Origin of the sequence: Winogradskyella psychrotolerans RS-3 (genome assembly GCF_000427335.1) — a bacterium.
Lineage (GTDB): Bacteria > Bacteroidota > Bacteroidia > Flavobacteriales > Flavobacteriaceae > Winogradskyella > Winogradskyella psychrotolerans.
The window spans coordinates 80,941-103,699 of the sequence record NZ_ATMR01000199.1 but is presented as its reverse complement, the minus strand read 5'-3'; the positions used below and the strand labels follow the sequence as shown (position 1 = coordinate 103,699).

Sequence of the window (22,759 nt, the reverse complement as noted above, 5' to 3'; positions counted from 1 at the left end):
ATTACAAATACGAAGCTAACATGAAAGCAATAGGATATAAAGAGAATCTTCCAATCGAAGATATAAAGTCTTTACAAGATATTGAGGTACAAATGCCAATCGCTAGTGGCAGAGATATTTTAGTAGAAATTAAAGCTATTTCTGTAAACCCAGCAGATTATAAAGTCCGCGCAGGTATGCCTGTAGAAGGAGACGATTGGAAAGTTATTGGATGGGATGCTACAGGAATTATAAAGGAAGTTGGAGAGGATGTGTCTTTATTTAAAGTTGGTAACAAGGTTTGGTATGCTGGAGATTTTACACGTCAAGGAAGTTACGCGCAGTATCAAATAGTGGACGAGCGTATTGTTGGTAAAAAACCATCAAGTTTATCTTTTCCTGAAGCTGCAGCACTACCATTAACATCGCTTACAGCTTACGAACTATTGTTTGATAGATTGCAAGTAGCAAAAGACGATGCTAGCAAATCAATTTTAGTAATTGGAGCTGCAGGAGGTGTGGGGTCTATATTAGTACAATTAGCTAAAAAGCTAACTAAACTAAATATTATTGGTACGGCTTCTCGCGAAGAAACTACGGCATGGTTAAAAGAATTGGGTGCAGACTCGGTAATTAACCACAGAAATAAATTAAGTGAAGAGTTTGAGAAGTACAAGCTTCCTGCACCAGATTATATTGTGAGTTTAAATGCGACTGAACAACATGCCGATGAGATTGTTAAAGTAATAAAACCACAAGGAAAATTTGGTTTTATTGACGATCCAAAAGCGTTTAATGTGATGCCATTTAAAGCAAAAGCAGTATCTACGCATATTGAGTTTATGTTTACAAGATCTATGTTTCAAACGGAAGATATGATAGAGCAGCACAATATTTTAAACGAAGTTTCTAGTTTAATTGACAACGGAACGATTAAAACCACTTTAGGGGAGAATTTCGGAATTATCAATGCAGAAAACCTTCGTAAAGCACATGCATTCTTAGAAACAGGAAAAGCAAAAGGTAAAATTGTATTAGAAGGATTTTAATTTAATAGCGTACTAAAATTTTAATTACACCGTCACTTCGAGTGAATTTCAAGGCACGAGAAATTAGTATAGAGAAGTTTATTAACTCTAATAGTTCTCTATACTAAATTCTAAAAGAGAATTTCACTCGAACTGACAAAAAAAACATATATAAAAAATGAATTTCAAATCAATTATAGCTGTATTAACTGTAACAACAATGTTTGTAAGCAATACTGTAAATGCGCAAGTAACAACTAAAGATTCTATAGCCACTTCAAAAGTGCAGCATTTCAATTTTGACGACATGGAATCAGAAACTATTGGAGAAGGGATCAAACGTAAATGGTTTCATGGCGAAAAAGGACAAATGACCATTTTTAATTTAGAAAAAGGAGCTCATATTCCTTGGCACCAGCATCCAAACGAACAGATTACTTACATCATGTCTGGAAAAGTGAAAATTAAAACCATTATTGATGGTAAAGAAACTTTTGTAGAAGTTGGAGCAGGAGAAGTCATTGTGTTTCCTAAAAATGTACCACATGAGTTTTGGGCTTTAGAAAAAACGGTAGATTTAGATGTACATGTTCCTGTACGTGAAGATTGGTTATCTAAAGAATTACCAGAGTATTTAAAAAAGAGTAATTAAAATTTTAAAATAACGTCACTTCGAGTAAATTTTGAGGTACGAGAAATTTGTATCGAGAAGCCTAGATGAAGTTAAATTTTCAATAATATGTCACTTCGAGTGTTTTTATTGAAATGCAATGAAAATAAAAATGTATCGAGAAGCTTAACAAAAATAAAAGTTCTCGATACAAAATTCTGAAAAAGAATTTCACTCGAACTGACGTTATAATTACATTTAATATAAAAAATAGTAGTTTCTTATTAATTTTAATCACAACAGTGATGTCTATACAAGCACAAAACACAGTAGGTGAAACCAAAGTTTTTGCAACTACAGAGCAAGCAGTTGGTTATATTACATTTACAGATAGTGGTGATTTAGTATACAGTCATCATCCTTTTTTCTCACCAGAAAATAGAGTCATGCTTATGGATGCTAAATCAAAAATAACCACACCTTTTCCTAATAAAGCGTGGAATACTCCAAGAAGTACAGACAATAATTATCTAAGTAATGTTTTCGGTATTAGAAACGATAAAAACGAAATTGTTTGGATGTTAGATATGGCGCAACCGGATAATGTAACACCTAAAATAGCGGGTTGGAACACAAAAACCAATCAGTTAGAGCGTATTTATTATTTACCTAAATTTACATTCCCAGAAAATACGCCAACAGTAATTAACGGTAAACATTTAGCAGTTAACGGAAAACACCAGAAAAAGGAGTTGACATTTTAGTAGATTTAGCATTGTCTGATGACTATAAAAGCGATTCTGGTAACTATTTTGATAATGATAAAGGCGAAGACAAAGGACATTTTTCATCAGCACATGAAGATGCTTATGATGCCGAAAAAATAAGTGCATTATTAAGGGTCACAAATTCAATAGTAGAATTAGGTATTCATCAATCAATTCTTTTTCAGTTAAATTTGTCAAATGAATAAAATATTAGTCCTTTTTTCCCATCCTAAATATGAAAAATCTAAGGTGAATACGGCACTCGTTAATCATATAAAAGATATTGAAGGCGTTACTTTTCACGATTTATATGAATGTTACCCAGATTTTCATATCGATGTGGAAGCAGAAAAAGGACTACTAGAAGCACATGATATCATAATCTGGCATCATCCATTTTACTGGTATAGTTGTCCTCCATTAATGAAACAGTGGATTGATCTGGTTTTAGAATTTGGTTGGGCGTATGGTCCAAACGGAAATGCTTTGCAATCTAAAACATGTTTAAATGTGATTACAACAGGCGGAGCAAGAGAAGTATATTGTTCTGAAGGCACAAATAGTTTTACGGTTAATCAATTTTTGCGACCATTTGAACAAACTGCAAATTTATGTGGTATGAAATATTTACCGCCATTTGCTGTCATGGGAACACATACATTAACTGATGACCAATTAGCAAACCATGTGATTCAATATGGTAAATTAATCTATTTACTTCAACAAAATCTTGAGCTAAACGATTTTAATGGATGCTTTTTTTTAAATGATATTCCGCAATTACAACCACAATAATATATGACAGGAAGTATACTTTTTGAAGCCATCGTATTTTTATTAGGTGCCATAATATGTGTATCTATAGCTAAACGATTAGGGTTAAGTTCGGTAATAGGCTATTTGTTAGCCGGTGTTTTAATTGGCCCTTATGTTTTAGGTTTTATAGGGAATGAAGGCGAGGATATTATGCATTTTGCCGAATTTGGTGTCGTCGTCATGTTGTTTTTAATTGGGTTAGAGATTGAGCCCAAAAACTTCTGGAACATGAGAAAAACCATTCTTGGAATGGGTGGCTTACAAGTAGCAGGCACAATGCTGCTCTCTTATATTTTATTTACATCCTTGGGTTATGATTGGAAAGTAGCACTGGTTATTTCTATGGCTGTAGCGCTATCATCTACAGCAATTGCGATGCAAACCATTAAGGAAAAAGGGTTGATGGATACCACATTTGGGACGTCATCGTTTTCAATTTTATTGTTTCAAGACCTTATTGTTATTGTGATGCTTGGAATAATGCCTTTGTTGGGGCATTCAGATATTGTGTCTTCGGCAGATAATCATAAAGAACATGTTAATTTATTAGATAAGTTACCAATGGGTTTTCAAACCTTAGCCATTATTTTATCTGTTGTTTTAATCATTGTTGCGGGTAAATACTTAATTGTACCCATGTTGCGTAAAGTAGCCAAAACAGGAGTACGAGAGTTATTAATTGCAGCAGCACTTTTAATTGTGTTTTCTATTTCTTTTTTGATGGAGTATGTGGGCTTAAGTCCAGCTCTGGGCGCATTTTTAGGTGGGGTCGTATTATCAAATAGTGAATTTAAACACGAACTTGAAAGTACGCTTGAACCTTTTAAAAACCTACTATTAGGTTTGTTTTTTATGGCTGTAGGTGCCTCCATTAATTTTATTGTTATTGCAAAAAGTCCGTTGACCATTGGTGGAATATTACTAGCTATTATCGTAATAAAAGCAGCTGTCCTATTTGGAACGGGTTATGTTTTTAAACTGAAATTAGATCAGAAATTATTGCTGACGTTTGGATTGGCACAAATTGGAGAATTTGCATTTGTATTGTTATCATTCGCTTTTGGGTTGAATATTTTAAATCAAGAACAAATGGATATGATGCTTGTAATAACAGCACTAACCATGTCACTCACGCCGATTATAAGCATTATTAATGAGCGATTGATCCTTCCAAGAATTGGCACTAAAGAATCTGTACAACGACCGATGGATCATATTGCAAAATCGCAAAAAATAATCTTGGTAGGTTTTGGGCATTTTGGGAGTACGGTTGGACGTTTTTTAAGATCACATGGTGTTGAGGCTACCATTTTAGATCAAGATTCTAATCGTGTAGATTTCCTAAGAAAAATGGGGTTTGAAGTGTATTATGGAGATGCCACTCGTTTAGACTTGTTAGAATCTGCCGGAATAGCCAAAGCCAAAATCCTAATTTGTGCAATTGATAATCCTAGTGTTACGAAGCAAGTGACTAAAATGGTCAAAGAAAAATATCCACATGTTGAGCTTATGATTCGTGTTAAAAATAGATATGAAGCTTACGATTTATTGAATTTAGGAATGGAAAACATATATCGCGAGTCGCTGGAAACCTCTTTAGTGCTAGCAAAAGATGTATTAAGTAAAATGGGCTTCAGAAAACATACCCTAAATAGACAAGTTCATAATTTCATTAAATATGATGAAGAGATAATTAGACGTTTAGCTAAAGAACTGAAACCTGGAAACGACAGCTATATTTTTAAAGCCCGACAAGAATTAGAACAACAAGAAAAATTCTTGAATGAAGATTTTAAAAGAGGTATTGTAGAGTTTGATAATCAGTGGGATAGCGAGCATATTAAAAAAGCTTTAGAAAAAACCAAAGACTAAACAAGGTTATTTTTCATTAGCACATGCTGATGCTTAGGATACTAAAAAAATCAATAATTTATTAAATATAACCCTTACTATATTAAAAAGAAACGCTATTTAATTAACCATTTACTATAAAACGCAGCAAATTTTGTATCTTTTGAAACGCAATAAATAATATTGATTTAAATATTAAAAAATAAAATTAGTTTAGAGATAAAGAACTAGTTTTGCGTTTTTTTTGAAAATCAAAATTTTCCGTCTCATGGATAACTTAATTACATTTTGTATAACCGTATTTACCGGTTTTTTTGCCATCACCAACCCAATATCAAACATGACGGTTTTTGTGGCTTTAACCCAAGGTGCAAACAAAAAAACAAAAGATGACATTAATAAAAGAGCAAATATCATTGCCTTTATAATTGTTACGGTCTTTGTACTGCTAGGAAAATTTATTTTTGAGTTATTTAATATTAGTATTCCTGCATTTAAAATAACAGGTGGTATCCTAATATTCTTTATAGGTTTTGAAATGCTGCAATCTAAACAGTCTAATGTTAAAAGTCTTAAGCATGTAGATGTTGATGAAAACATTGCAGTATCACCACTAGCTATTCCTATTTTAGCAGGACCAGGGACTATAGTTACAGCGATGAACTTCGTTGCTAATGTAGAACCGATTCATATCATTTTAGTCATAGCTATTTTTGGATTAATGAGCATACTTGCTTACATAACCTTCAGATTAAGTGACAATATTGTGAAACTAGTGGGTAATAACGTTATCTCTGTTATTGGCAAAATAATGGGTTTAATTATTGCCATTATTGGTACTGGTATGATTATACAAGGGATTAAATTATCTTTCAATTTAATGTCTTAATTCACTTGTAAATCCAACAAGTCACTGCCTTTTATTTCAACAAGATTCTACTGAGAAATTATAATATATTCTTAATATAGAAGTGGTCATAAGTTTTGAGGCGATTACTTATTTACACAGTATCCTTAAAACCAATTTATAACACGTTAATTTATTTAACAATCATTTAACTTCGTTTTGTTCGGCTTGTTCCGAACCTATTAATATATTTGCACAGAATTTTACTGAACTTGATAATTTTATTTTCAAATCAGTAGCAAATAGTTTTAAAATGAAAGAAAATATCTGCCAACAAAAAATGGGCTTAGTTGAGAAACTAGGAGTTCATTTAGAGAACAGAGAGCAATTAGCTCCTGTCGCTGCGCGAATTTTGTCTTACATTATACTTACGGGTAAAAGAGGAGCCACTTTTGAAGACTTGGTAAGTATCCTTTGCGCAAGTAAGAGTACAATCTCAACGCATCTTAATCATTTACAAGATTTAAACAAAATTGAGTATTTCACAAAAACAGGAGATCGTAAAAAGTATTTTGTAATTAACAAAGACACTATAGTACAACATGTAGACAGAATGATTAGTCATTGGCAAGAAGAACGTGAAGTGCATATTGAAATTAAAAATTATAAAGAAAACCAAAACAATGAAAAAATTGAAAATGAAGACGAAAAGTTCGATTTAACATTTCACAGCGATTATATCATGTTTATAGACGAAGCATCTTCTTCTGTAAAAGCCTTAAGAGAAAAATTAATAAACAACCAATTCCAAATTTAAAGTAAACGAAATGAAAAAGACTAATTTATATACTATTCTAGGATTATTCTTAGTTATTGTCAGTTGTGGCGATAAGCAAAATGCTACAGCAGCTCCATCTCAAGCTCCACCAGCACCTTTTCCGGTGACCCAAATACAAACAATGACAGTAACAGGACATACAGAATATCCTGCAACTATTGAAGGTATTGTAAATAGTGATGTAAGAGCCAAAACATCTGGTTATATTGAAAAAGTATACGTTGATGAAGGTCAGAGAGTACGAAAAGGACAAACATTATTTAGACTAGAAACGCAGTCTTTAAGTCAAGATGCTGGCGCAGCTCAAGCTCGTGTTAATGTGGCACAGGTAGAGGTTGATAAATTAGTGCCTTTAGTAGAAAAGAACATTATAAGTGCTGTACAATTAGAAACAGCAAAAGCTAATTTAGCTCAGGCTAAAGCTAACTTAAGTGGTGTTTCTGCAAATATTGGTTATGCAACAATTAAAAGTCCTATTGACGGTTATGTGGGTTCAATTAATTTTAGAGAAGGAGCTTTAATTAGCCCGAGTGATGCACGTCCATTAACGACGGTAAGTGAGATTGATCAAGTGTATGCATTCTTTAGTTTTAACGAAGCGCAATACATCAACCATTTACAGAGATCTGAAGGAAAGACGAAAGCAGAACGCATTAAAAACTCTCCGGATTTAAGCTTGATTTTAGCCAACGGAAAAGAATATTCTGAAAAAGGAAGAATTCAAACCAGTACAGGGCAAGTCAACCAAAATACTGGAACTATAAAAATTAGAGCTGCTTTTGATAATCCTAATGAAATTTTAACCAATGGAAACAGTGGTACAATAAAATTTCCTATAGAATATAAAGACGCCATCGTAGTCCCTCAAACCGCAACTTTTGAGCAACAAGGAAATATTATGATATTTAAACTTGGTGCCGATAATAAGATTGAGACGGCAATTATAAAAGTACAAGGTACTGTAGATAATCTATATGTTGTAGAATCTGGCTTAGACACTAATGATAAAATTGTGATAACCGGAATTGGTAAATTAAGAAACGGTATGGTGATCTCTCCTCAGGAAACGTCTTTTGAAGAGGCTATTAAACCTATAGCTACTTTATTTAAAAACTAATTAACCTAGAAACATAGTAATCATGTTAAAAACATTTATTGAAAGACCAGTGCTTTCAACAGTAATCTCTATTATTATAGTGTTGCTTGGAGTTATTAGTATTTCAAGCTTACCTATTGAAGAGTATCCAGATATTGCACCGCCAACAATTAAAGTTACGGCGAATTATACAGGTGCAAATGCAGAAACCGTTTTAGAAAGTGTTATTATTCCTATTGAAGAACAAATCAATGGAGTAGAAGGTATGACGTATATTACGTCTACAGCTTCTAACACAGGAGCGGCGGAAATCACAGTGTATTTCGATCAAAACATCGATGCTGATATTGCAGCTGTAAACGTTCAAAACCGTGTGGCTAGAGCGAATCCATTATTACCTCAAGAGGTTATTCAAACGGGTGTAACCACTCAGAAACAAGAAACAAGTGCATTAATGTTCATTTCTATGTATTCTGAAAGTGAGGATTATGATGCTACATTTATTCAGAATTACTTAAAAATTAATGTTATCCCAGCAATGCAACGTATTAGCGGTGTTGGAGATGTTAGTGTATTCTCACAACAAGATTATGCAATGCGTATTTGGTTAAACCCTGAGAAATTAGCATCATACGGGTTAATACCTTCTGATATCTCTGACGCTTTAGCTGAACAAAATTTAGAAGCAGCAGCAGGGTCTTTAGGACAGAATAATGGGGAATCATTTTCATATACTTTAACCTATAGTGGCCGTTTTAAAGACGAAAGTCAATACAGTGATATTGTTATTAAAGCTTTAGGAAACGGGGAATTTTTAAGATTGAAAGATGTTGCAACTATTGAATTAGATGCACAATCCTATTCATCTAATGCCATGAGTTTAGGAAACCCTGCTGTATTTATGGGGATTTTTCAAACCAAAGGCTCTAATGCCCGAGAAATTATTGAAAATATTAAAACCACTCTAGAATCGGTAAAAGCAGATTTACCAAAGGGCTTAGATATTTTTGTTCCATACGATACTAGTTTATTTTTAAATGCCTCTATTGATAAAGTAATTACCACATTATTAGAAGCCTTTTTATTAGTGTTCTTAGTAGTTTTCATCTTCTTACAAGATTTTAGATCTACTTTAATTCCTGCAATTGCAGTACCCGTTTCTATTATTGGTACCTTCTTTTTCTTGAATGTTTTTGGGTATTCCATTAACTTATTAACGCTATTCGCATTAGTACTCGCCATTGGTATTGTAGTAGATGATGCCATTGTTGTTGTAGAAGCTGTCCATGCTAAAATGGATGAGGGAGAACACAATCCTAAAAAAGCAACGTTAACAGCGATGAACGAAATTTCTGGAGCGATTATCTCAATTACCTTGGTAATGGCAGCAGTATTTATTCCTGTAACGTTTGTAACAGGACCAACTGGTGTGTTTTATGAGCAATTTGGTGTAACCTTAATTATTGCAATTCTTATTTCGGCAGTAAACGCCTTAACATTAAGTCCGGCATTATGTGCTCTATTATTAAAAGGACATAAAGAGGATGAAGAATTAAAAGGTAAAGGTCCTTTAAAGCGTTTTTATACCTTATTTAATCGTGGTTTTAATGCTACAGTAGAAAGATATGGAAAATCACTTCATTTTCTATACAGAAGAAAATTTGTGTCTGTATTACTTTTAGTTATTGCAGGTGTCGGAATTTACTGGGCTTCTAGTACAACGCCAACAGGATTTGTACCTAATGAAGATAGAGGTATTATTTTTGCCAATATTGAATTACCTCCAGGAGCATCGTTAGATAGAACAGATGCCGTATCAAGACAATTATACGAAAAAATTGAAGGTATGGAAGGTATCGTTGGTGTTAACTTTATTAAAGGTCGAAGTTTAATTAGTGGTGCTGGTAGTAACTTTGGTTTCGGAATTATAAAATTAGAAGATTGGGGAGAGCGTAAAGACGACGCACTTTCTGCACAAGCTATTACCGGAAAACTATTTGGTATAGCAGCAACAATCCCAGAAGCTAATATTATTTTCTTCTCACCACCAAGTATTCGTGGTTTTGGTAACTCGGCTGGTTTTGAGATAAATTTATTAGATAAATTCGGAGGTGAATTTGCAGATTTAGACAAAGCGAAGAATGACTTTACAATGGCATTAATGCAGCGTCCAGAAATTAAATATGCGACGTCTTCATTCAACACTAATTATCCACAGTATGAAATGGAGGTTAATGTGCCTCTAGCTAAAGAAAAAGGAGTTTCGATAACGAGTATCTTTTCAACTTTACAAGGGTATATCGGTGGAGTTTACGCCTCAGATTTCTCTAAATTCGGAAAACAATTTAGAGTTTATATACAAGCATTACCAGAAGATAGAGCAGATGAAAGTGCTTTAAATAGTATGTATGTGAGAACTGATTCTGGTGAAATGACACCAATTACACAGTTTGTAAACTTAAAGCGTGTGTATGGTCCACAATCGGTAACGCGTTTTAACCTATTTAATTCAACGACAATAACAGGTGCTACTAACGATGGTTTTAGTACAGGTGATGCCATTAAAGTAATTGAAGAAGAAGTGGCTAAACTACCTAGTAATTATACGGTATCTTATTCTGGTTTAACACGTGAAGAGGTCAATGCTGGTAACCAAACGACGTTTATATTTATACTAAGTATTCTATTTGTGTATTTCTTATTAAGTGCGCAATACGAGAGTTATTTATTACCATTTGCAGTGGTATTATCCTTACCATTTGGTGTATTTGGAGCTTATATAAGTACAAAATTCTTAGGCTTAGAAAATAACATTTATTTCCAAATTGCTTTAATTATGCTTATTGGTTTATTAGCTAAAAATGCCATACTTATTGTGGAGTTTGCGCTACAACGACGAAAGAATGGTGAGACTATTGTAGACGCTGCAATTCATGGAGCAAAAGCACGTTTACGTCCAATTTTAATGACATCTTTCGCCTTTATTTTAGGATTGATGCCATTAGTACTTGCAAGTGGAGTTGGAGCAGAAGGAAACAACTCAATAGGAACAGGTGCAGCAGGAGGTATGTTAATTGGAACCATTTTAGGAGTATTTGTAATTCCTATCTTATTTATATTATTTCAGTGGTTACAAGAAAAAGTTTCAAGTAAACCAGCAATACAAACTATTGAAGATTAAAAACTATGACATCAATTATAAAACATAGAAATTTTAGTAAAGGATCATTATTACTAATTGTTGCCATCACATTACAAAGTTGTTTTGTGGCGCAAGATTATGTAAGACCGGAATTAGAAGCGGAAACTGAAACATTATACCGAACAGATAATCTGCCAACAGATAGTATATCTATGGCAGATGTATCTTGGAAAACATTATTTACAGATCAATACCTTCAACAATATATTGAAGAAGGTCTACAAAATAATATGGACGTTCGTATGGCGATTCAGCAAATGGTAGCGGCAGAAGCCTATGCCAAACAAGGAAAAGCAGGTTATTTACCATCTGTAAATGTGGGTACCAACTGGACGCATCAAGAATTATCTAAGAACACCCAATTTGGTGCATTCTTAAGTGATAGGTCTACAGATCAATTCGATATTACAGCGAACTTATCTTGGGAAGCTGATATCTGGGGAAAAATCCGAAGCAATAAAAGAGCAACACAAGCTGGTTATTTACAAAGCGTAGCAGGACATCAAGCTGTAAAAACACAGCTTATTTCTAGCATTGCAAATACCTACTACAGTTTAATTGCTTTAGACGCACAGTTAGAAGTGACTAAGCAAACTATAGCAACGAGAGAAAGTGGTGTAGAAACTATAAAAGCATTAAAAGATGCAGGTCAGGTGACACAAGTGGCAGTAGATCAAAACATCGCGCAATACAATAATGCAAAAGCATTACAAGTAGATATTGAAACTGCTATTTTTAAAACAGAGAATACGTTAAGTATTTTATTGGGTAAATCTGGACAAGATTTTGAGCGTAACAGTTTAGATATTCAAGAAATTGAGCAAGACATAAAACTGGGTGTACCAGCGACTTTATTGAGCAACAGGCCAGATGTTATGGCTGCTGAATATAGCTTAATTCAATCTTTTGAACTGACTAATGTAGCAAATAGCAACTTATATCCATCTTTAACCTTAACGGCAGCTGGCGGATTACAAAGTTTAGAGTTAGACGATTTATTTAGCGCCAATTCATTATTTGCGAATATTGTTGGCGGATTAACACAACCGCTTTTAAATCAACGTAAGCTTAGAACTCAAAAAGAAGTCGCAATTGCTCAACAAGAGCAGGCCTTACTTCAGTTTAAAAAGACGTTATTAGTTGCAGGAAGTGAAGTATCTAACGCTTTATTCTCCTATGAATCTGAAACGAAAAAATTCGAATTTAGAAAGAACGAAGTTGAAGCCTTACGTACAGCAGAAGCCAATTCAGAAGAATTACTTAAAAATGGTTATGCTAACTATTTAGATCTTTTAACAGCAAGACAAAGTGCCTTAAGCGCAGAGTTAAATATTATAGATAGCCAATTACAACAATTAGTGTCTATAGTAGATTTATACGAAGCACTTGGAGGCGGATGGAGATAAAATAGTGTCAAATGATTACTAAAGCAGAATTGTTAAAACGCTCAATTGAAAAGTTTACCCAATTTGGTAGTAAGCACGTCACTTTAGACGAGTTAGCAAATGAACTTGGTATTTCTAAAAAGACTATTTATACATTTTTTGATAATAAAGAGGACTTAATAACTTGTGGTCTTGAGAGTTTACTAAATGAATATAGAGAAGATATAAATGAGATTGTTGCTAGTCATGGTAATGATCCTGTTTTGAGTGTTATATTAATTTACAAAAGAGGGTTTCAGTATTTAAGATACTTTAAACCCTCTTTTCTATTTGGCTTAGAAAAGTACTATCCCAAAGCGAGTCGTTTATTTGACGCTTTCGTTGTAGAATTAGCAAATACTATAATCTATAACTTATTAAAACAAGCTCAAGATAAAGGGAACATAAAAAAAGAGGTGCATATAGAATTAGTCGTGAAAATTTATTTTTTCAGAATCGACAACCTCGTGTTTAAAGAAAATAATTTATTTGAATCGTACCAAAAAGAAGACTTATTTAAGCATATGGTCATTTATAATTTAAAAGGAATAATTAATCACAATTATTCTAATTCGTATTTTGACTAGATGTTATCAATTAGTTTACATTTACCAAATTTAGATTCAAAAAAAAAAACAGAAGTATAATTAACACTAAATCCTAATAATTGTGTTTACTTATGAAAATTAAATTTACAGCATACTCCATCTTAGACCTAGCACTAGTTTCCGAAGGTTTAACATTGAAACAAACTTTTAATAACGTCCTTAAATTAGCGCAACATGCTGAAACAAATGGATACACACGCTTTTGGTTAGCAGAGCATCATAATGCATCTAACATTGGGAGTAGTGCCACTTCGGTATTAATTGGCTATGTTGCAGAAGGCACAAATACGCTTCGTATTGGCTCTGGTGGTATTATGTTACCTAACCATTCGCCTTTAATTATAGCAGAACAATTTGGCACTTTGGGCGCTTTATATCCTAATCGTATTGATTTAGGTTTAGGAAGAGCACCAGGTACAGATCCAGAAACGGCACAAGCCATACGTTCAGATTTTATGAAAGCGGCACATTCATTTCCTGATGAAGTAGAAAAGATACAAACTTATTTTTCTACAGAAAATGAAGATGCTAAAGTCCGTGCAACAGTAGCTGAAGGCATAGATGTACCGATCTATATTCTAGGTTCTAGTACAGATAGTGCACATTTGGCAGCAAAAAAAGGCTTGCCTTATGCTTTTGCGAGTCATTTTGCAACAACGCATTTATGGGATGCTATCAGTATTTACCGAAGCAAATTTCAGCCTTCTGAAACTTTAGAGCAGCCTTATGTAATGGCTGGTGTTAATATTATTGTTGCCGATACAGATGAAGAAGCCGAACGCTTATCGACCTCATTAATCCGAATGATAGTTGGCATATTTACAGGTAGACGTGCTAATGTGCAGCCACCAACAGACATGACGGAAGATTTACGGGATATTATGAGAAATCCTCAGGTGCATCAAATGCTGAAATATTCTTTTATAGGAAGTAAAGCCACGGTTAAAACTCAGGTTAAGGAGTTTTTAGAACAATCTAAAGTTGACGAACTTATTGCTGTCACTCATATTTATGATATCAATGACAGGATTAGATCTTATGAATTATTTGCTGAAATTATGCAAGAATTGAATTAAAATTACTAACGCTTCATTTACATAACTATCTATTTTATAATAGCGAAGACTAATTAATGTAACGTCTTACATATGTAGAAACTAATTATAAAAAAACCTGCTCTTTGGCAGGTTTTTTTATTGTCAAAACACAACAATTAAGTGCCATTAATTTATAGACGATCCGTTATGAGGTCCTATAGAAACATAAACTTATAAATTAAAACGCATCGCTTATCGTTTTAACTTCTTCGTATAAAGATTCCCTATTTTCTATTGTTTTGAATACAACTACTTTAATTTTTTAACATTTACGGACTAGAGCTGATAATTACTTTATATTTAATCTTGTATAAATGTCTTACTATTTCATGAAAATTCTGACAGACTTAAACAAATTAAAACAATGAATTTTAGATAAGCTGCACAATACTAAATTTACTTATGAGAATTTTAAAACGTATTCTAAATTATAGTATTACCACCGGTATAGCCTTATTGTTTGCCTTTGCCTACATGCGAATTATTTTAGGGCCTAAATCAAAAGATACGGATTGGATTGCTAAATTTTCTAATATAGTTTATGATTTGGCATTTGTTTACGCTAGTCTCATCTTGGGTTGTATTATCGCAGTACTGTACATTTTAATTGATGTATTGTATACCTATAAAAAACTTAAAAACAATACAAACGCAACGCGCATTCGCTTACTCATACTTATTAGTTTAGCTATAGTGGTCACAGCAACACATTATATATTAGAAAAGGTTATTGATGTTATTTAATATGGTGAACGCAATGGCAATAAAATAAAGGCATTAAAAATAACGTCTGCTTAAAGCAATACACAATCAAGTTTAAGAAGCGTAGAATTGTAAATTAAACAATTGCATCAATTGCAGTTAAATCTAAAAAAATCTCATCGATAAAATCTCACAATTCATATAGCGAATTAGCGCAAACGTCTATCGCTTTATTTTAAGATAAGATAGTGTTTCATATTTGTAGTGTAAAATTAAATACACGGAAAAATGAAACATCTTTTTATAATCATAACACTGCTAGTAACTCAGCTGATCTTTTCGCAAGAGACTAATTCTGAAACATCAAAACTTTGGACTTTAGAGGAGTGTTTTCAGTATGCTTTAGAGAACAATATCACCATAAAGGATGCGGCTTTAAATTATGACCAAGCAGCTGTAGATTACAGCAAGGCAAAATCATCTAGACTCCCAAACCTATACGGTACAGCTTCTGAAACATTTTCTAACGGAAATTCTATTGACCCGATTACAAGCGATTATGTTACGGATCAAATTTACAGTACTAACGTCAGCCTTAATAGTTCTATGACTTTGTTTCAGGGCAACCAGATTACTAATCAAATTGCACAGAACGAATTATTATTAAATCAAAGTGTGTTTCTCGAAGAAGAAACGAAGAACAACATTATTCTAAGCATCTTAGAAAATTATTTACAAATTCTCTATGCTAAAGAAGCAGTTACTATCGCCGAAAACAATGTTGCAGCATCAGAAAAAGAAGTGGAGCGTGCTAAAGCAAGATTAGATGCTGGTACTATTGCCTTAAGCGATTACACAGAAGCGCAGAGTCAAACGGCAACAAACAAATATGCTGTCATCACGGCTAAAAACAACTATCAACAATACATTATAGCCCTAAAACAATTATTAGAGCTAGATCCTACACAAGATATAGAGATTGAAACCTTAACTACAGATACCGAGTACATCATGTTAGAACTCGATAAAGTGGCCATCTATAATAAAGCTCTTGGGATTCTGCCAGAAATTAACGCGAGTAGAATTGGAGTAGAGGTAAGCGAAAAAGGTTTAGACATTGCTAAAGGAGCGTTTTTACCAACTTTATCGCTAGTGAGTAGTTTGGGTTCTGGATTTACAAGTGTCAATGATAATAACTTCTCAGATCAATTTAATGTGAATTTTAATCAACGTGTCGGACTGTCTTTAAACATTCCCATTTTTAACAGAAACCAAACAAAAGCAGCGGTACAATCGGCACAGATTAATATTGAAAAAGCACAGATTAATCAGCAACTGACCGAGAAGACGGTATACAAGAAAGTGGAAACCGCGTATCAAAATGCAGTATCAGCACAAGAACAATTGGTTGCAGCAGGAGCATCGCAAACAGCGGCAGAACAATCTTATAATCTAGCGCAGAAAAAATATGAACTAGGAGGTTTAAGCACTACCGATTTAGTAATTAGTCAAAACACCTATACCAATGCCCAACAAAACTATTTACAAGCAAAGTACTTAAGCATTCTATACCATCAATTATTACAATTTTATCAAGGAAACTCTATTAACCTTTAATTTAAAACAATCATGAAAAAAATAAAAAACCATAATCATAGCCAGCATTGTAGTCCTGGCATTAGCCTTTGCAAGCTACACGTTTCTAAAAGGAGACGATGCTATGGTCATCGAAGCTAAAACCATAGTAGCAAAACAAGCAAACGTCACTACGATGGTGACTGCAACCGGAACCATGGAGCCTATTACACAAGTAGAAGTGGGAACACAAGTATCGGGTGTGGTAGAAAAAATATATGTAGACTATAACAGTGTGGTTACAGAAGGGCAATTGATTGCTGAATTAGATAAAACCAATCTTAATGCAGCTAAAACCCAAGTACAAGCAGCTTATGATAATGCGCTAAGCCAAAGAAATTATACGAAAACCATTTACGACAGACAAAAAACATTGTTTGACAATCAAGTGATTAGTAAATCTGATTTTGATGATGCAGAATTCAATTATCAAACTGCAGTAGGTACTGTAACACAACGCTATTCTGACTTACAACAAGCCCGAACCAATTTAGAGTATGCTAATATTTACTCACCAATTGATGGTGTGGTATTATCTAGAGCTATTGACGAAGGACAAACCGTTGCGGCAAGTTTGAGCACACCGACCTTATTTACCATCGCACAAGACTTAAAAGAAATGCAAGTGGAAGCGGATGTGGATGAAGCTGACATCGGACAAGTAACCGAAGGACAACGTGTAGAATTTACGGTAGATGCTTACATCGGTGAGACCTTTGAAGGGGTTGTGACACAAGTAAGATTGGATCCAACGGTTACTTCAAATGTAGTAACCTATACGGTTGTAATTAAAGCAGATAACCCTGACTTAAAACTTAAGCCAGGATTAACAGCAACCATCTCTATTTATACTTTAGAATTGAATGATGTATTAACAGCAGAAGCCAAAGCCATCAACTTTAAGCCGGAAGCAGAAACCCTAGCAACATATAATGCACAGCACCAATTGGCAGCTAATAATAGCGACCTATCTAAAGAAGGAACGACACTTTGGATATTAGGAAGCAATGGATCTATTATACCCAAAACTGTAACGCTTGGAGCTAGTGATGGGGTGAATGTGCAGATCGTTAGCGGAATTTCTAAAGGAGATCAACTCGTTTACAGTTTAAAAGAAGTAGCAAAATCAGAAGCGAGTACGGCGGCTAAAAGCGAAAGTCCTTTTATGCCGCAACGTCCAGGAGGTAAGAAAAAATAAAGAATCATGAGTAAAGCAATCATAAAAATTGAAGATTTAAAACGAGAGTTTACCATGGGCACCGAAACGGTTCATGCGTTAAAAGGTATTTCGTTTGACATTAAAGAAGGAGAATTTGTGACCATTATGGGATCGAGTGGATCGGGTAAAAGTACGATGCTGAATATTTTAGGGTGCTTAGATCAACCAACTTCAGGAACTTATGAAATTGATGGTGTACGTGTAAAAGACCTCAGCAGAAATGAATTAGCAACCATCAGAAATGAAAAGATTGGGTTCATTTTTCAATCTTATAACCTATTAGCAAGAACATCGGCTATCGAAAACGTAGAATTACCATTACTATACAATAGTAAAGTATCTACAGAAGAACGCAGAAAACGCGCCATTGAAGCTTTAGAAAAAGTAGGATTAGGTGACCGTTTACATCATACACCTTCTCAGCTTTCGGGTGGACAACAACAGCGTGTAGCCATTGCGAGATCTTTAGTGAATAACCCAGTAATGATATTAGCAGATGAAGCTACAGGAAACTTAGATACACGGACCTCTTATGAGATTATGGCCTTATTTCAAGAGTTAAACAAACAAGGTATTACCATCACGTTTGTTACACACGAGCCAGACATTGCCACCTTTAGCAGCAGGACTATTGTATTAAAAGATGGAGAAGTGATGCAAGATTACAACAATCATAAAGTACAATCTGCAGCAAACGAGTTAGCCAAATTACCTAAACAAGACGATTAATCATAAAATGCCATATCAAAATCCTTATATAAACTTTTATGTAATTGTGGCATTCCATTTGACCTTAAAAAAAATAATAAATATAAACAGATGAGACTATTAAATTTATTAAAAATCGCAACAAAAGCTATCATTCTTAATAAAACAAGAACCTTATTAACGATGCTAGGCATTATCATTGGTGTCGCATCTGTAATTGCCATGTTGGCTATAGGAGAAGGCTCTAAGGAAAGTATTCGTACCAACATTTCCGCCATGGGATCTAACATGATTACCATCAAAGCCGGAGCTGATGTTCGTGGAGGTGTAAGACAAGAAGCCAGTGTTATGGAGTCGCTTACTTTAAGCGATTTTGAGGCTGTTAAAGAAAGTGCAACGCTATTAAGTTATAGTTCTCCTGTTGTTGACGGTAGAGGACAAGTTATAAACGGCTCTAATAACTGGCCATCATCTATTTATGGTGTAAATCCTGAATATTTAAACATTAAAGTGGTCGATTTACAGAGCGGAAGCATGTTTACAGATGCTGACGTTTATTCGGCTTCAAAAGTCGCTGTAATTGGGCAAACTGTTGTAGACAATGTGTTTCCTGACGGTCAAGATCCGGTCGGACAAATGATTCGTTTTAATAATATTCCGTTTAAAGTGATTGGTGTTCTAGAAGAAAAAGGGGAAAACACCTTTGGTCAAGATCAAGATGATGTCGTTATTGCACCATATACAACAGTTCAAAAACGTATTTTAGCTATCGACCATTTAAATCAAATTATGGCTTCTGCTGTTAGTGAAGAAGAAGCGCCAGACGCCGTTTTAGAAGTATCTAATATTTTGCGAGAGCAACATAAATTAACGGCTAGTGATGAAGATGATTTCACGGTGCGTTCTATGGAGGAATTAATTTCAACGTTTAGTTCTACCAGCGAAATGTTAACTATTCTATTGGTCGCAGTAGCAAGTATCTCATTATTAATTGGAGGTATTGGCATTATGAACATCATGTATGTTTCTGTAAAAGAGCGTACTAAAGAGATTGGTTTACGTATGGCAGTAGGCGGTAAAGGATCCGATATTTTAATGCAGTTTTTAATCGAAGCCATCCTAATTAGTATCACAGGTGGTGTCTTGGGAGTCATATTAGGACTCGGAGCCACCGTGTTCATCGAAAAATTCTTAAATTGGCCTACAAGTGTGGCAGTGTATTCCATTGTAATTTCTTTTGCAGTTTGTGCTGTAACAGGTATCTTTTTCGGATGGTATCCTGCAAGAAAAGCATCGGCTTTAGATCCAATAACCGCTTTACGCTACGAATAATAGATTATGTACAAGAATAAAACAATTACAGCCCTTTTACACCTGCTCGTTTGGTTAACACTATTTAGTTTACCTTACTTGCTGTCGTATGGTCAAGAACAAGAGTTAGATAGAGTTAAAGCGCATTTCTGGATTCCTTTAGTATTTTCTGTCATCATCTTCTACTTCAATTACTTTGTCCTAGTAGATCGCTTTTTGTTCCCTAAAAAAATGCTGCAGTTTATAGTTATAAATGCAGCAATGATTGCCTTTTTCTTGTTTTTAAAAGAGTATATTGAAGATAACTTCTTTCAAGAGATTATAAAAAAACGTCTTGAAAATACGAATAGAACTGCGCCACCATTTAAAATGGCCATCTACATACAGGTCTTGTCATATATGGCACCACTGTTATTTTCAATTGCTTTAAAAACAACGAAACGATGGAATAAAACCGAAGCGGAACGTAAAGAAGCAATGCATGTAAAGTTAAAGTCCGAGTTACAGCATTTACATTACCAATTACAACCGCATTTCTTTTTTAACTCCTTAAACAATATTTATTCTTTAGTTGATATTTCACCAGACCAAGCCAAATCGTCTATACACAGTTTAAGCAAACTGATGCGTTATATGTTGTACGAAACCAATTTAGAAGTTGTACCATTAACTAAGGAAATTGACTTTCTTAAAAAGTATATCGATCTAATGAAGTTAAGGGTGTCAGACAAAACATCTGTGAGTTATAGCTTTCCTGTCAAAGAAACTGGCATTCAAATTGCTCCGTTGTTATTTATTTCCTTAATCGAAAATGCATTTAAACATGGTGTCTCTGCGACTAAAACAAGTAATATTGACATTAACATGACGTGCGATAGTAATACCGTTTTATTCTCAGTTGAAAACAATAATTTCCCAAAGAAAACAGATGATAAAAGTGGTTCTGGTATCGGGCTTCAAAATTTAGAAAAACGACTAGAATTGTTATACCCAGATAAATTCAGCTTTAAAACTATTATAAAAAATGATCGGTTTTTAGTCACTTTAGAAATTGAAATCAACTAAAATAGTTAATACAACGAATAGAAAATTGTACTCATGAAAAATACGCTTATAATTATCTGTTTTTTAATACTGAATAGCAACCTTTATGCACATGAAGGTGGACATGGAACTCCTTTAAAGCAATGGGAATTAACAACTACAAATGAAATAATCAAGGCCGATTTTATTAAATATGAAAATGATGAAGTTTGGCTTATGGATAACAACCATGCTATTCAAACTTTTCAAATTTCAGACTTTACAGAAGCAGATCAAAAATTTATTAAAACCAAAAGTGAATTAATCCATGCTTTAAATAGTAGTACTACTATTGAAACCAACTCTCAATCCATATCAAATATTAATGGCGCACTGATTGGTTTAGGTGTTTTTCTTTTGTGCTTTTCAGTTTATAAACTAATTAAACGAAAAAAGGTAATGTACTTAACGTACGGAGTACTTGGTTTAGGCGTTATTTTTATGGTATCGTGCAAGAATACCAATAACGCTAAAACAAATACTCAGCAAGTACAACAAAATAACGTTTCGGTGATGCAAACCTTTTTTGAGAAATTTGAAGGAGTGACTACACATTCAGATGACAACTATCTATATGTTTCATCAAATGGATTACCAGATCATGATATGATGGTTGGTATCACAAACTGGCAGCAACAAGTTCCTATCAATCAAAATTACACGGGTGATAATAGTTGGGCTATTCCTACGCATCCAAAAATGGCTGAGCATCCGCTATCTACAAAAACCAATTTACTAAAAGGTGCCATTGCTGTAGCTGTAAATGGAATTCCCATTTTTAACCCTTTAAATAATAGAGGTGAAGATGCTAATGCTATTGGCGAATTAGACAATTGGGGAGGGCATTGTGGACGCGCAGACGATTATCATTACCATTTACCACCATTACACTTGCAAGATCAAGTAGGTGAGGGCAACCCAGTGGCCTACGCTGTAGATGGTTTTCCTGTTTACGGAGAAACAACTGATTCATTAGATGCCTATTTAGGAAAAACAAACTCTGATGGCTCATATCAATACCATACTATTAAAGAATATCCTTATTTTATTGCAGGTATGAGAGGTGAAGTGATAATAGACCCTAAAACAAAAGCACCAGAAAATCAGGTGTATCCGCAACCTAGAACACAAGAGTTACGACCAGCATTAACACCGTTACGAGGTGCAGAGATCATTGATTTTAAAACTTTAGGAGAGAATTTATATGCACTAACATATCGTTTAGATTCAAAAGAATATATTATAAATTATAGTTGGGATAGTGAAGATAATTATAGCTATCAATTTATAAATCCTGATGGTACAGCACGAGTAGAAACCTATAAACCAAGAGGAAAGTGAAATATTCAAAATTTATAGTGCCCATACTTTTTATTGGTTTGATGTCTTGTGAAAACAATAATAAAGTGATTACTGAAGTGAATCATGATGATTTTAAAACCATACATTCCGATTTTAAACTATCGAGTATTGCGATAGAAAATGGTGTTTTATTAGAGGCTTACAAATGTGAAGAGAAGGTTAATGATGTTGAAAACTCCATACCGCTTTCGTGGCAAAACGTACCTGATGGGACTAAATCTTTAGCCGTTGTAATGTACCATTATCCGAAGAAAGATAATAAGACAGAAATCAATTCATATCTGTTATTATGGGGTATCGATCCTAAAACAACAGAAGTACCATACAAAATGGCTTCTAAAGGACATTGGTTTATGGGCGGAAATAAAGACGGAACAGCAATCTCTTATACTTCACCTTGTTCTCGTGGAAAAGGCAAACATGAATACACTATAGCGCTTTATGCTTTATCTGAAACTCCTGCTACGTTGCCTAAAAAGCACAGTCTAGATGTAAATTACAATGTGTTTATGAATGCATTAGACACCGTAAACATTATTGATAGAACAACTTTAACATTTATAGACTCAAATTAAA

21 protein-coding genes are annotated in these 22,759 nt (G+C 34.0%); all 21 read left to right on the top strand.

The window, feature by feature from the left end:
• The first annotated feature begins 20 nt into the window (after positions 1 to 20).
• The 21 genes from ADIWIN_RS17425 to ADIWIN_RS17325 all read left to right on the top strand — a co-directional run bounded on the left by ADIWIN_RS17425 (position 21) and on the right by ADIWIN_RS17325 (position 22,758).
• A complete protein-coding gene (locus ADIWIN_RS17425; RefSeq protein ID WP_020897185.1) occupies positions 21 to 1,028 on the top strand; it encodes a zinc-binding alcohol dehydrogenase family protein in 1,008 nt (335 codons plus the stop codon).
• A gap of 157 nt (positions 1,029 to 1,185) precedes the next feature.
• A complete protein-coding gene (locus ADIWIN_RS17420) occupies positions 1,186 to 1,659 on the top strand; it encodes a cupin domain-containing protein (RefSeq protein WP_040757674.1) in 474 nt (157 codons plus the stop codon).
• 263 nt (positions 1,660 to 1,922) lie between these two features.
• Entirely contained in the window at positions 1,923 to 2,381 is a 459-nt protein-coding gene (locus tag ADIWIN_RS17415) for a hypothetical protein (protein ID WP_020897183.1), read from the top strand.
• A gap of 11 nt (positions 2,382 to 2,392) precedes the next feature.
• Positions 2,393 to 2,590, top strand: a complete 198-nt coding sequence (locus tag ADIWIN_RS17410) for a hypothetical protein (RefSeq protein WP_020897182.1) — start codon at positions 2,393 to 2,395, stop codon at positions 2,588 to 2,590.
• A complete protein-coding gene (gene kefF, locus ADIWIN_RS17405; protein ID WP_020897181.1) occupies positions 2,583 to 3,179 on the top strand; it encodes a glutathione-regulated potassium-efflux system oxidoreductase KefF in 597 nt (198 codons plus the stop codon). The genes ADIWIN_RS17410 and kefF overlap by 8 nt, the downstream gene beginning before the upstream one ends.
• 3 nt (positions 3,180 to 3,182) lie before the next feature.
• On the top strand, positions 3,183 to 5,072 hold the full coding sequence (locus ADIWIN_RS17400) for a monovalent cation:proton antiporter-2 (CPA2) family protein (protein WP_020897180.1): 1,890 nt from the start codon (positions 3,183 to 3,185) through the stop codon (positions 5,070 to 5,072).
• Positions 5,073 to 5,319: 247 nt separating this feature from the next.
• Entirely contained in the window at positions 5,320 to 5,940 is a 621-nt protein-coding gene (locus ADIWIN_RS17395) for a MarC family protein (RefSeq protein ID WP_020897179.1), read from the top strand.
• 271 nt (positions 5,941 to 6,211) lie between these two features.
• Positions 6,212 to 6,715, top strand: coding sequence for a GbsR/MarR family transcriptional regulator (locus tag ADIWIN_RS17390; RefSeq protein ID WP_020897178.1), 504 nt, complete (start codon positions 6,212 to 6,214; stop codon positions 6,713 to 6,715).
• A gap of 10 nt (positions 6,716 to 6,725) precedes the next feature.
• A complete protein-coding gene (locus tag ADIWIN_RS17385; RefSeq protein WP_020897177.1) occupies positions 6,726 to 7,853 on the top strand; it encodes an efflux RND transporter periplasmic adaptor subunit in 1,128 nt (375 codons plus the stop codon).
• Between the two features lie 22 nt (positions 7,854 to 7,875).
• Positions 7,876 to 11,013 carry an efflux RND transporter permease subunit gene (locus tag ADIWIN_RS17380; RefSeq protein ID WP_020897176.1) on the top strand — a complete coding sequence of 1,046 codons (3,138 nt, stop codon included), beginning with the start codon at positions 7,876 to 7,878 and terminating at the stop codon, positions 11,011 to 11,013.
• Positions 11,014 to 11,018: 5 nt separating this feature from the next.
• The gene (locus ADIWIN_RS17375; RefSeq protein WP_020897175.1) at positions 11,019 to 12,440 is read left to right on the top strand and encodes an efflux transporter outer membrane subunit; all 1,422 of its coding nucleotides are present in this window, start codon (positions 11,019 to 11,021) and stop codon (positions 12,438 to 12,440) included.
• Positions 12,441 to 12,451: 11 nt separating this feature from the next.
• Positions 12,452 to 13,045 (top strand): TetR/AcrR family transcriptional regulator, encoded by a 594-nt coding sequence (locus tag ADIWIN_RS17370; protein WP_020897174.1) that lies wholly within the window; start codon positions 12,452 to 12,454, stop codon positions 13,043 to 13,045.
• Between the two features lie 92 nt (positions 13,046 to 13,137).
• Positions 13,138 to 14,142 carry an LLM class flavin-dependent oxidoreductase gene (locus ADIWIN_RS17365; protein WP_020897173.1) on the top strand — a complete coding sequence of 335 codons (1,005 nt, stop codon included), beginning with the start codon at positions 13,138 to 13,140 and terminating at the stop codon, positions 14,140 to 14,142.
• Between the two features lie 423 nt (positions 14,143 to 14,565).
• Entirely contained in the window at positions 14,566 to 14,907 is a 342-nt protein-coding gene (locus ADIWIN_RS17360) for a hypothetical protein (protein WP_020897172.1), read from the top strand.
• 246 nt (positions 14,908 to 15,153) lie between these two features.
• The gene (locus ADIWIN_RS17355) at positions 15,154 to 16,482 is read left to right on the top strand and encodes a TolC family protein (RefSeq protein ID WP_020897171.1); all 1,329 of its coding nucleotides are present in this window, start codon (positions 15,154 to 15,156) and stop codon (positions 16,480 to 16,482) included.
• A gap of 103 nt (positions 16,483 to 16,585) precedes the next feature.
• Positions 16,586 to 17,698 (top strand): efflux RND transporter periplasmic adaptor subunit, encoded by a 1,113-nt coding sequence (locus ADIWIN_RS17350; protein WP_020897170.1) that lies wholly within the window; start codon positions 16,586 to 16,588, stop codon positions 17,696 to 17,698.
• A gap of 6 nt (positions 17,699 to 17,704) precedes the next feature.
• The gene (locus tag ADIWIN_RS17345; protein ID WP_020897169.1) at positions 17,705 to 18,448 is read left to right on the top strand and encodes an ABC transporter ATP-binding protein; all 744 of its coding nucleotides are present in this window, start codon (positions 17,705 to 17,707) and stop codon (positions 18,446 to 18,448) included.
• Between the two features lie 90 nt (positions 18,449 to 18,538).
• Entirely contained in the window at positions 18,539 to 19,759 is a 1,221-nt protein-coding gene (locus ADIWIN_RS17340) for an ABC transporter permease (RefSeq protein WP_020897168.1), read from the top strand.
• Positions 19,760 to 19,765: 6 nt separating this feature from the next.
• Positions 19,766 to 20,803, top strand: coding sequence for a sensor histidine kinase (locus tag ADIWIN_RS17335; RefSeq protein WP_020897167.1), 1,038 nt, complete (start codon positions 19,766 to 19,768; stop codon positions 20,801 to 20,803).
• 33 nt (positions 20,804 to 20,836) lie between these two features.
• A complete protein-coding gene (locus ADIWIN_RS17330) occupies positions 20,837 to 22,162 on the top strand; it encodes a YHYH protein (protein WP_020897166.1) in 1,326 nt (441 codons plus the stop codon).
• On the top strand, positions 22,159 to 22,758 hold the full coding sequence (locus ADIWIN_RS17325) for a YbhB/YbcL family Raf kinase inhibitor-like protein (protein ID WP_152487290.1): 600 nt from the start codon (positions 22,159 to 22,161) through the stop codon (positions 22,756 to 22,758). Before ADIWIN_RS17330 ends, ADIWIN_RS17325 begins: the two co-directional genes overlap by 4 nt.
• The last annotated feature ends 1 nt before the right edge of the window (position 22,759 follow it).

Excerpts from the sequence above, each read along its gene's own strand:
- ADIWIN_RS17335 (WP_020897167.1), top strand. The coding sequence starts at position 19,766 with ATGTACAAGAATAAAACAATTACAGCCCTTTTACACCTGCTCGTTTGG.
- ADIWIN_RS17390 (WP_020897178.1), top strand. The coding sequence starts at position 6,212 with ATGAAAGAAAATATCTGCCAACAAAAAATGGGCTTAGTTGAGAAACTA.
- ADIWIN_RS17395 (WP_020897179.1), top strand. The coding sequence starts at position 5,320 with ATGGATAACTTAATTACATTTTGTATAACCGTATTTACCGGTTTTTTT.
- ADIWIN_RS17345 (WP_020897169.1), top strand. The coding sequence starts at position 17,705 with ATGAGTAAAGCAATCATAAAAATTGAAGATTTAAAACGAGAGTTTACC.
- ADIWIN_RS17420 (WP_040757674.1), top strand. The coding sequence starts at position 1,186 with ATGAATTTCAAATCAATTATAGCTGTATTAACTGTAACAACAATGTTT.
- ADIWIN_RS17385 (WP_020897177.1), top strand. The coding sequence starts at position 6,726 with ATGAAAAAGACTAATTTATATACTATTCTAGGATTATTCTTAGTTATT.
- ADIWIN_RS17375 (WP_020897175.1), top strand. The coding sequence starts at position 11,019 with ATGACATCAATTATAAAACATAGAAATTTTAGTAAAGGATCATTATTA.
- ADIWIN_RS17380 (WP_020897176.1), top strand. The coding sequence starts at position 7,876 with ATGTTAAAAACATTTATTGAAAGACCAGTGCTTTCAACAGTAATCTCT.
- ADIWIN_RS17360 (WP_020897172.1), top strand. The coding sequence starts at position 14,566 with ATGAGAATTTTAAAACGTATTCTAAATTATAGTATTACCACCGGTATA.
- ADIWIN_RS17340 (WP_020897168.1), top strand. The coding sequence starts at position 18,539 with ATGAGACTATTAAATTTATTAAAAATCGCAACAAAAGCTATCATTCTT.
- kefF (WP_020897181.1), top strand. The coding sequence starts at position 2,583 with ATGAATAAAATATTAGTCCTTTTTTCCCATCCTAAATATGAAAAATCT.
- ADIWIN_RS17350 (WP_020897170.1), top strand. The coding sequence starts at position 16,586 with ATGGTCATCGAAGCTAAAACCATAGTAGCAAAACAAGCAAACGTCACT.
- ADIWIN_RS17400 (WP_020897180.1), top strand. The coding sequence starts at position 3,183 with ATGACAGGAAGTATACTTTTTGAAGCCATCGTATTTTTATTAGGTGCC.
- ADIWIN_RS17425 (WP_020897185.1), top strand. The coding sequence starts at position 21 with ATGAAAGCAATAGGATATAAAGAGAATCTTCCAATCGAAGATATAAAG.
- ADIWIN_RS17330 (WP_020897166.1), top strand. The coding sequence starts at position 20,837 with ATGAAAAATACGCTTATAATTATCTGTTTTTTAATACTGAATAGCAAC.
- ADIWIN_RS17370 (WP_020897174.1), top strand. The coding sequence starts at position 12,452 with ATGATTACTAAAGCAGAATTGTTAAAACGCTCAATTGAAAAGTTTACC.
- ADIWIN_RS17415 (WP_020897183.1), top strand. The coding sequence starts at position 1,923 with ATGTCTATACAAGCACAAAACACAGTAGGTGAAACCAAAGTTTTTGCA.
- ADIWIN_RS17365 (WP_020897173.1), top strand. The coding sequence starts at position 13,138 with ATGAAAATTAAATTTACAGCATACTCCATCTTAGACCTAGCACTAGTT.
- ADIWIN_RS17355 (WP_020897171.1), top strand. The coding sequence starts at position 15,154 with ATGAAACATCTTTTTATAATCATAACACTGCTAGTAACTCAGCTGATC.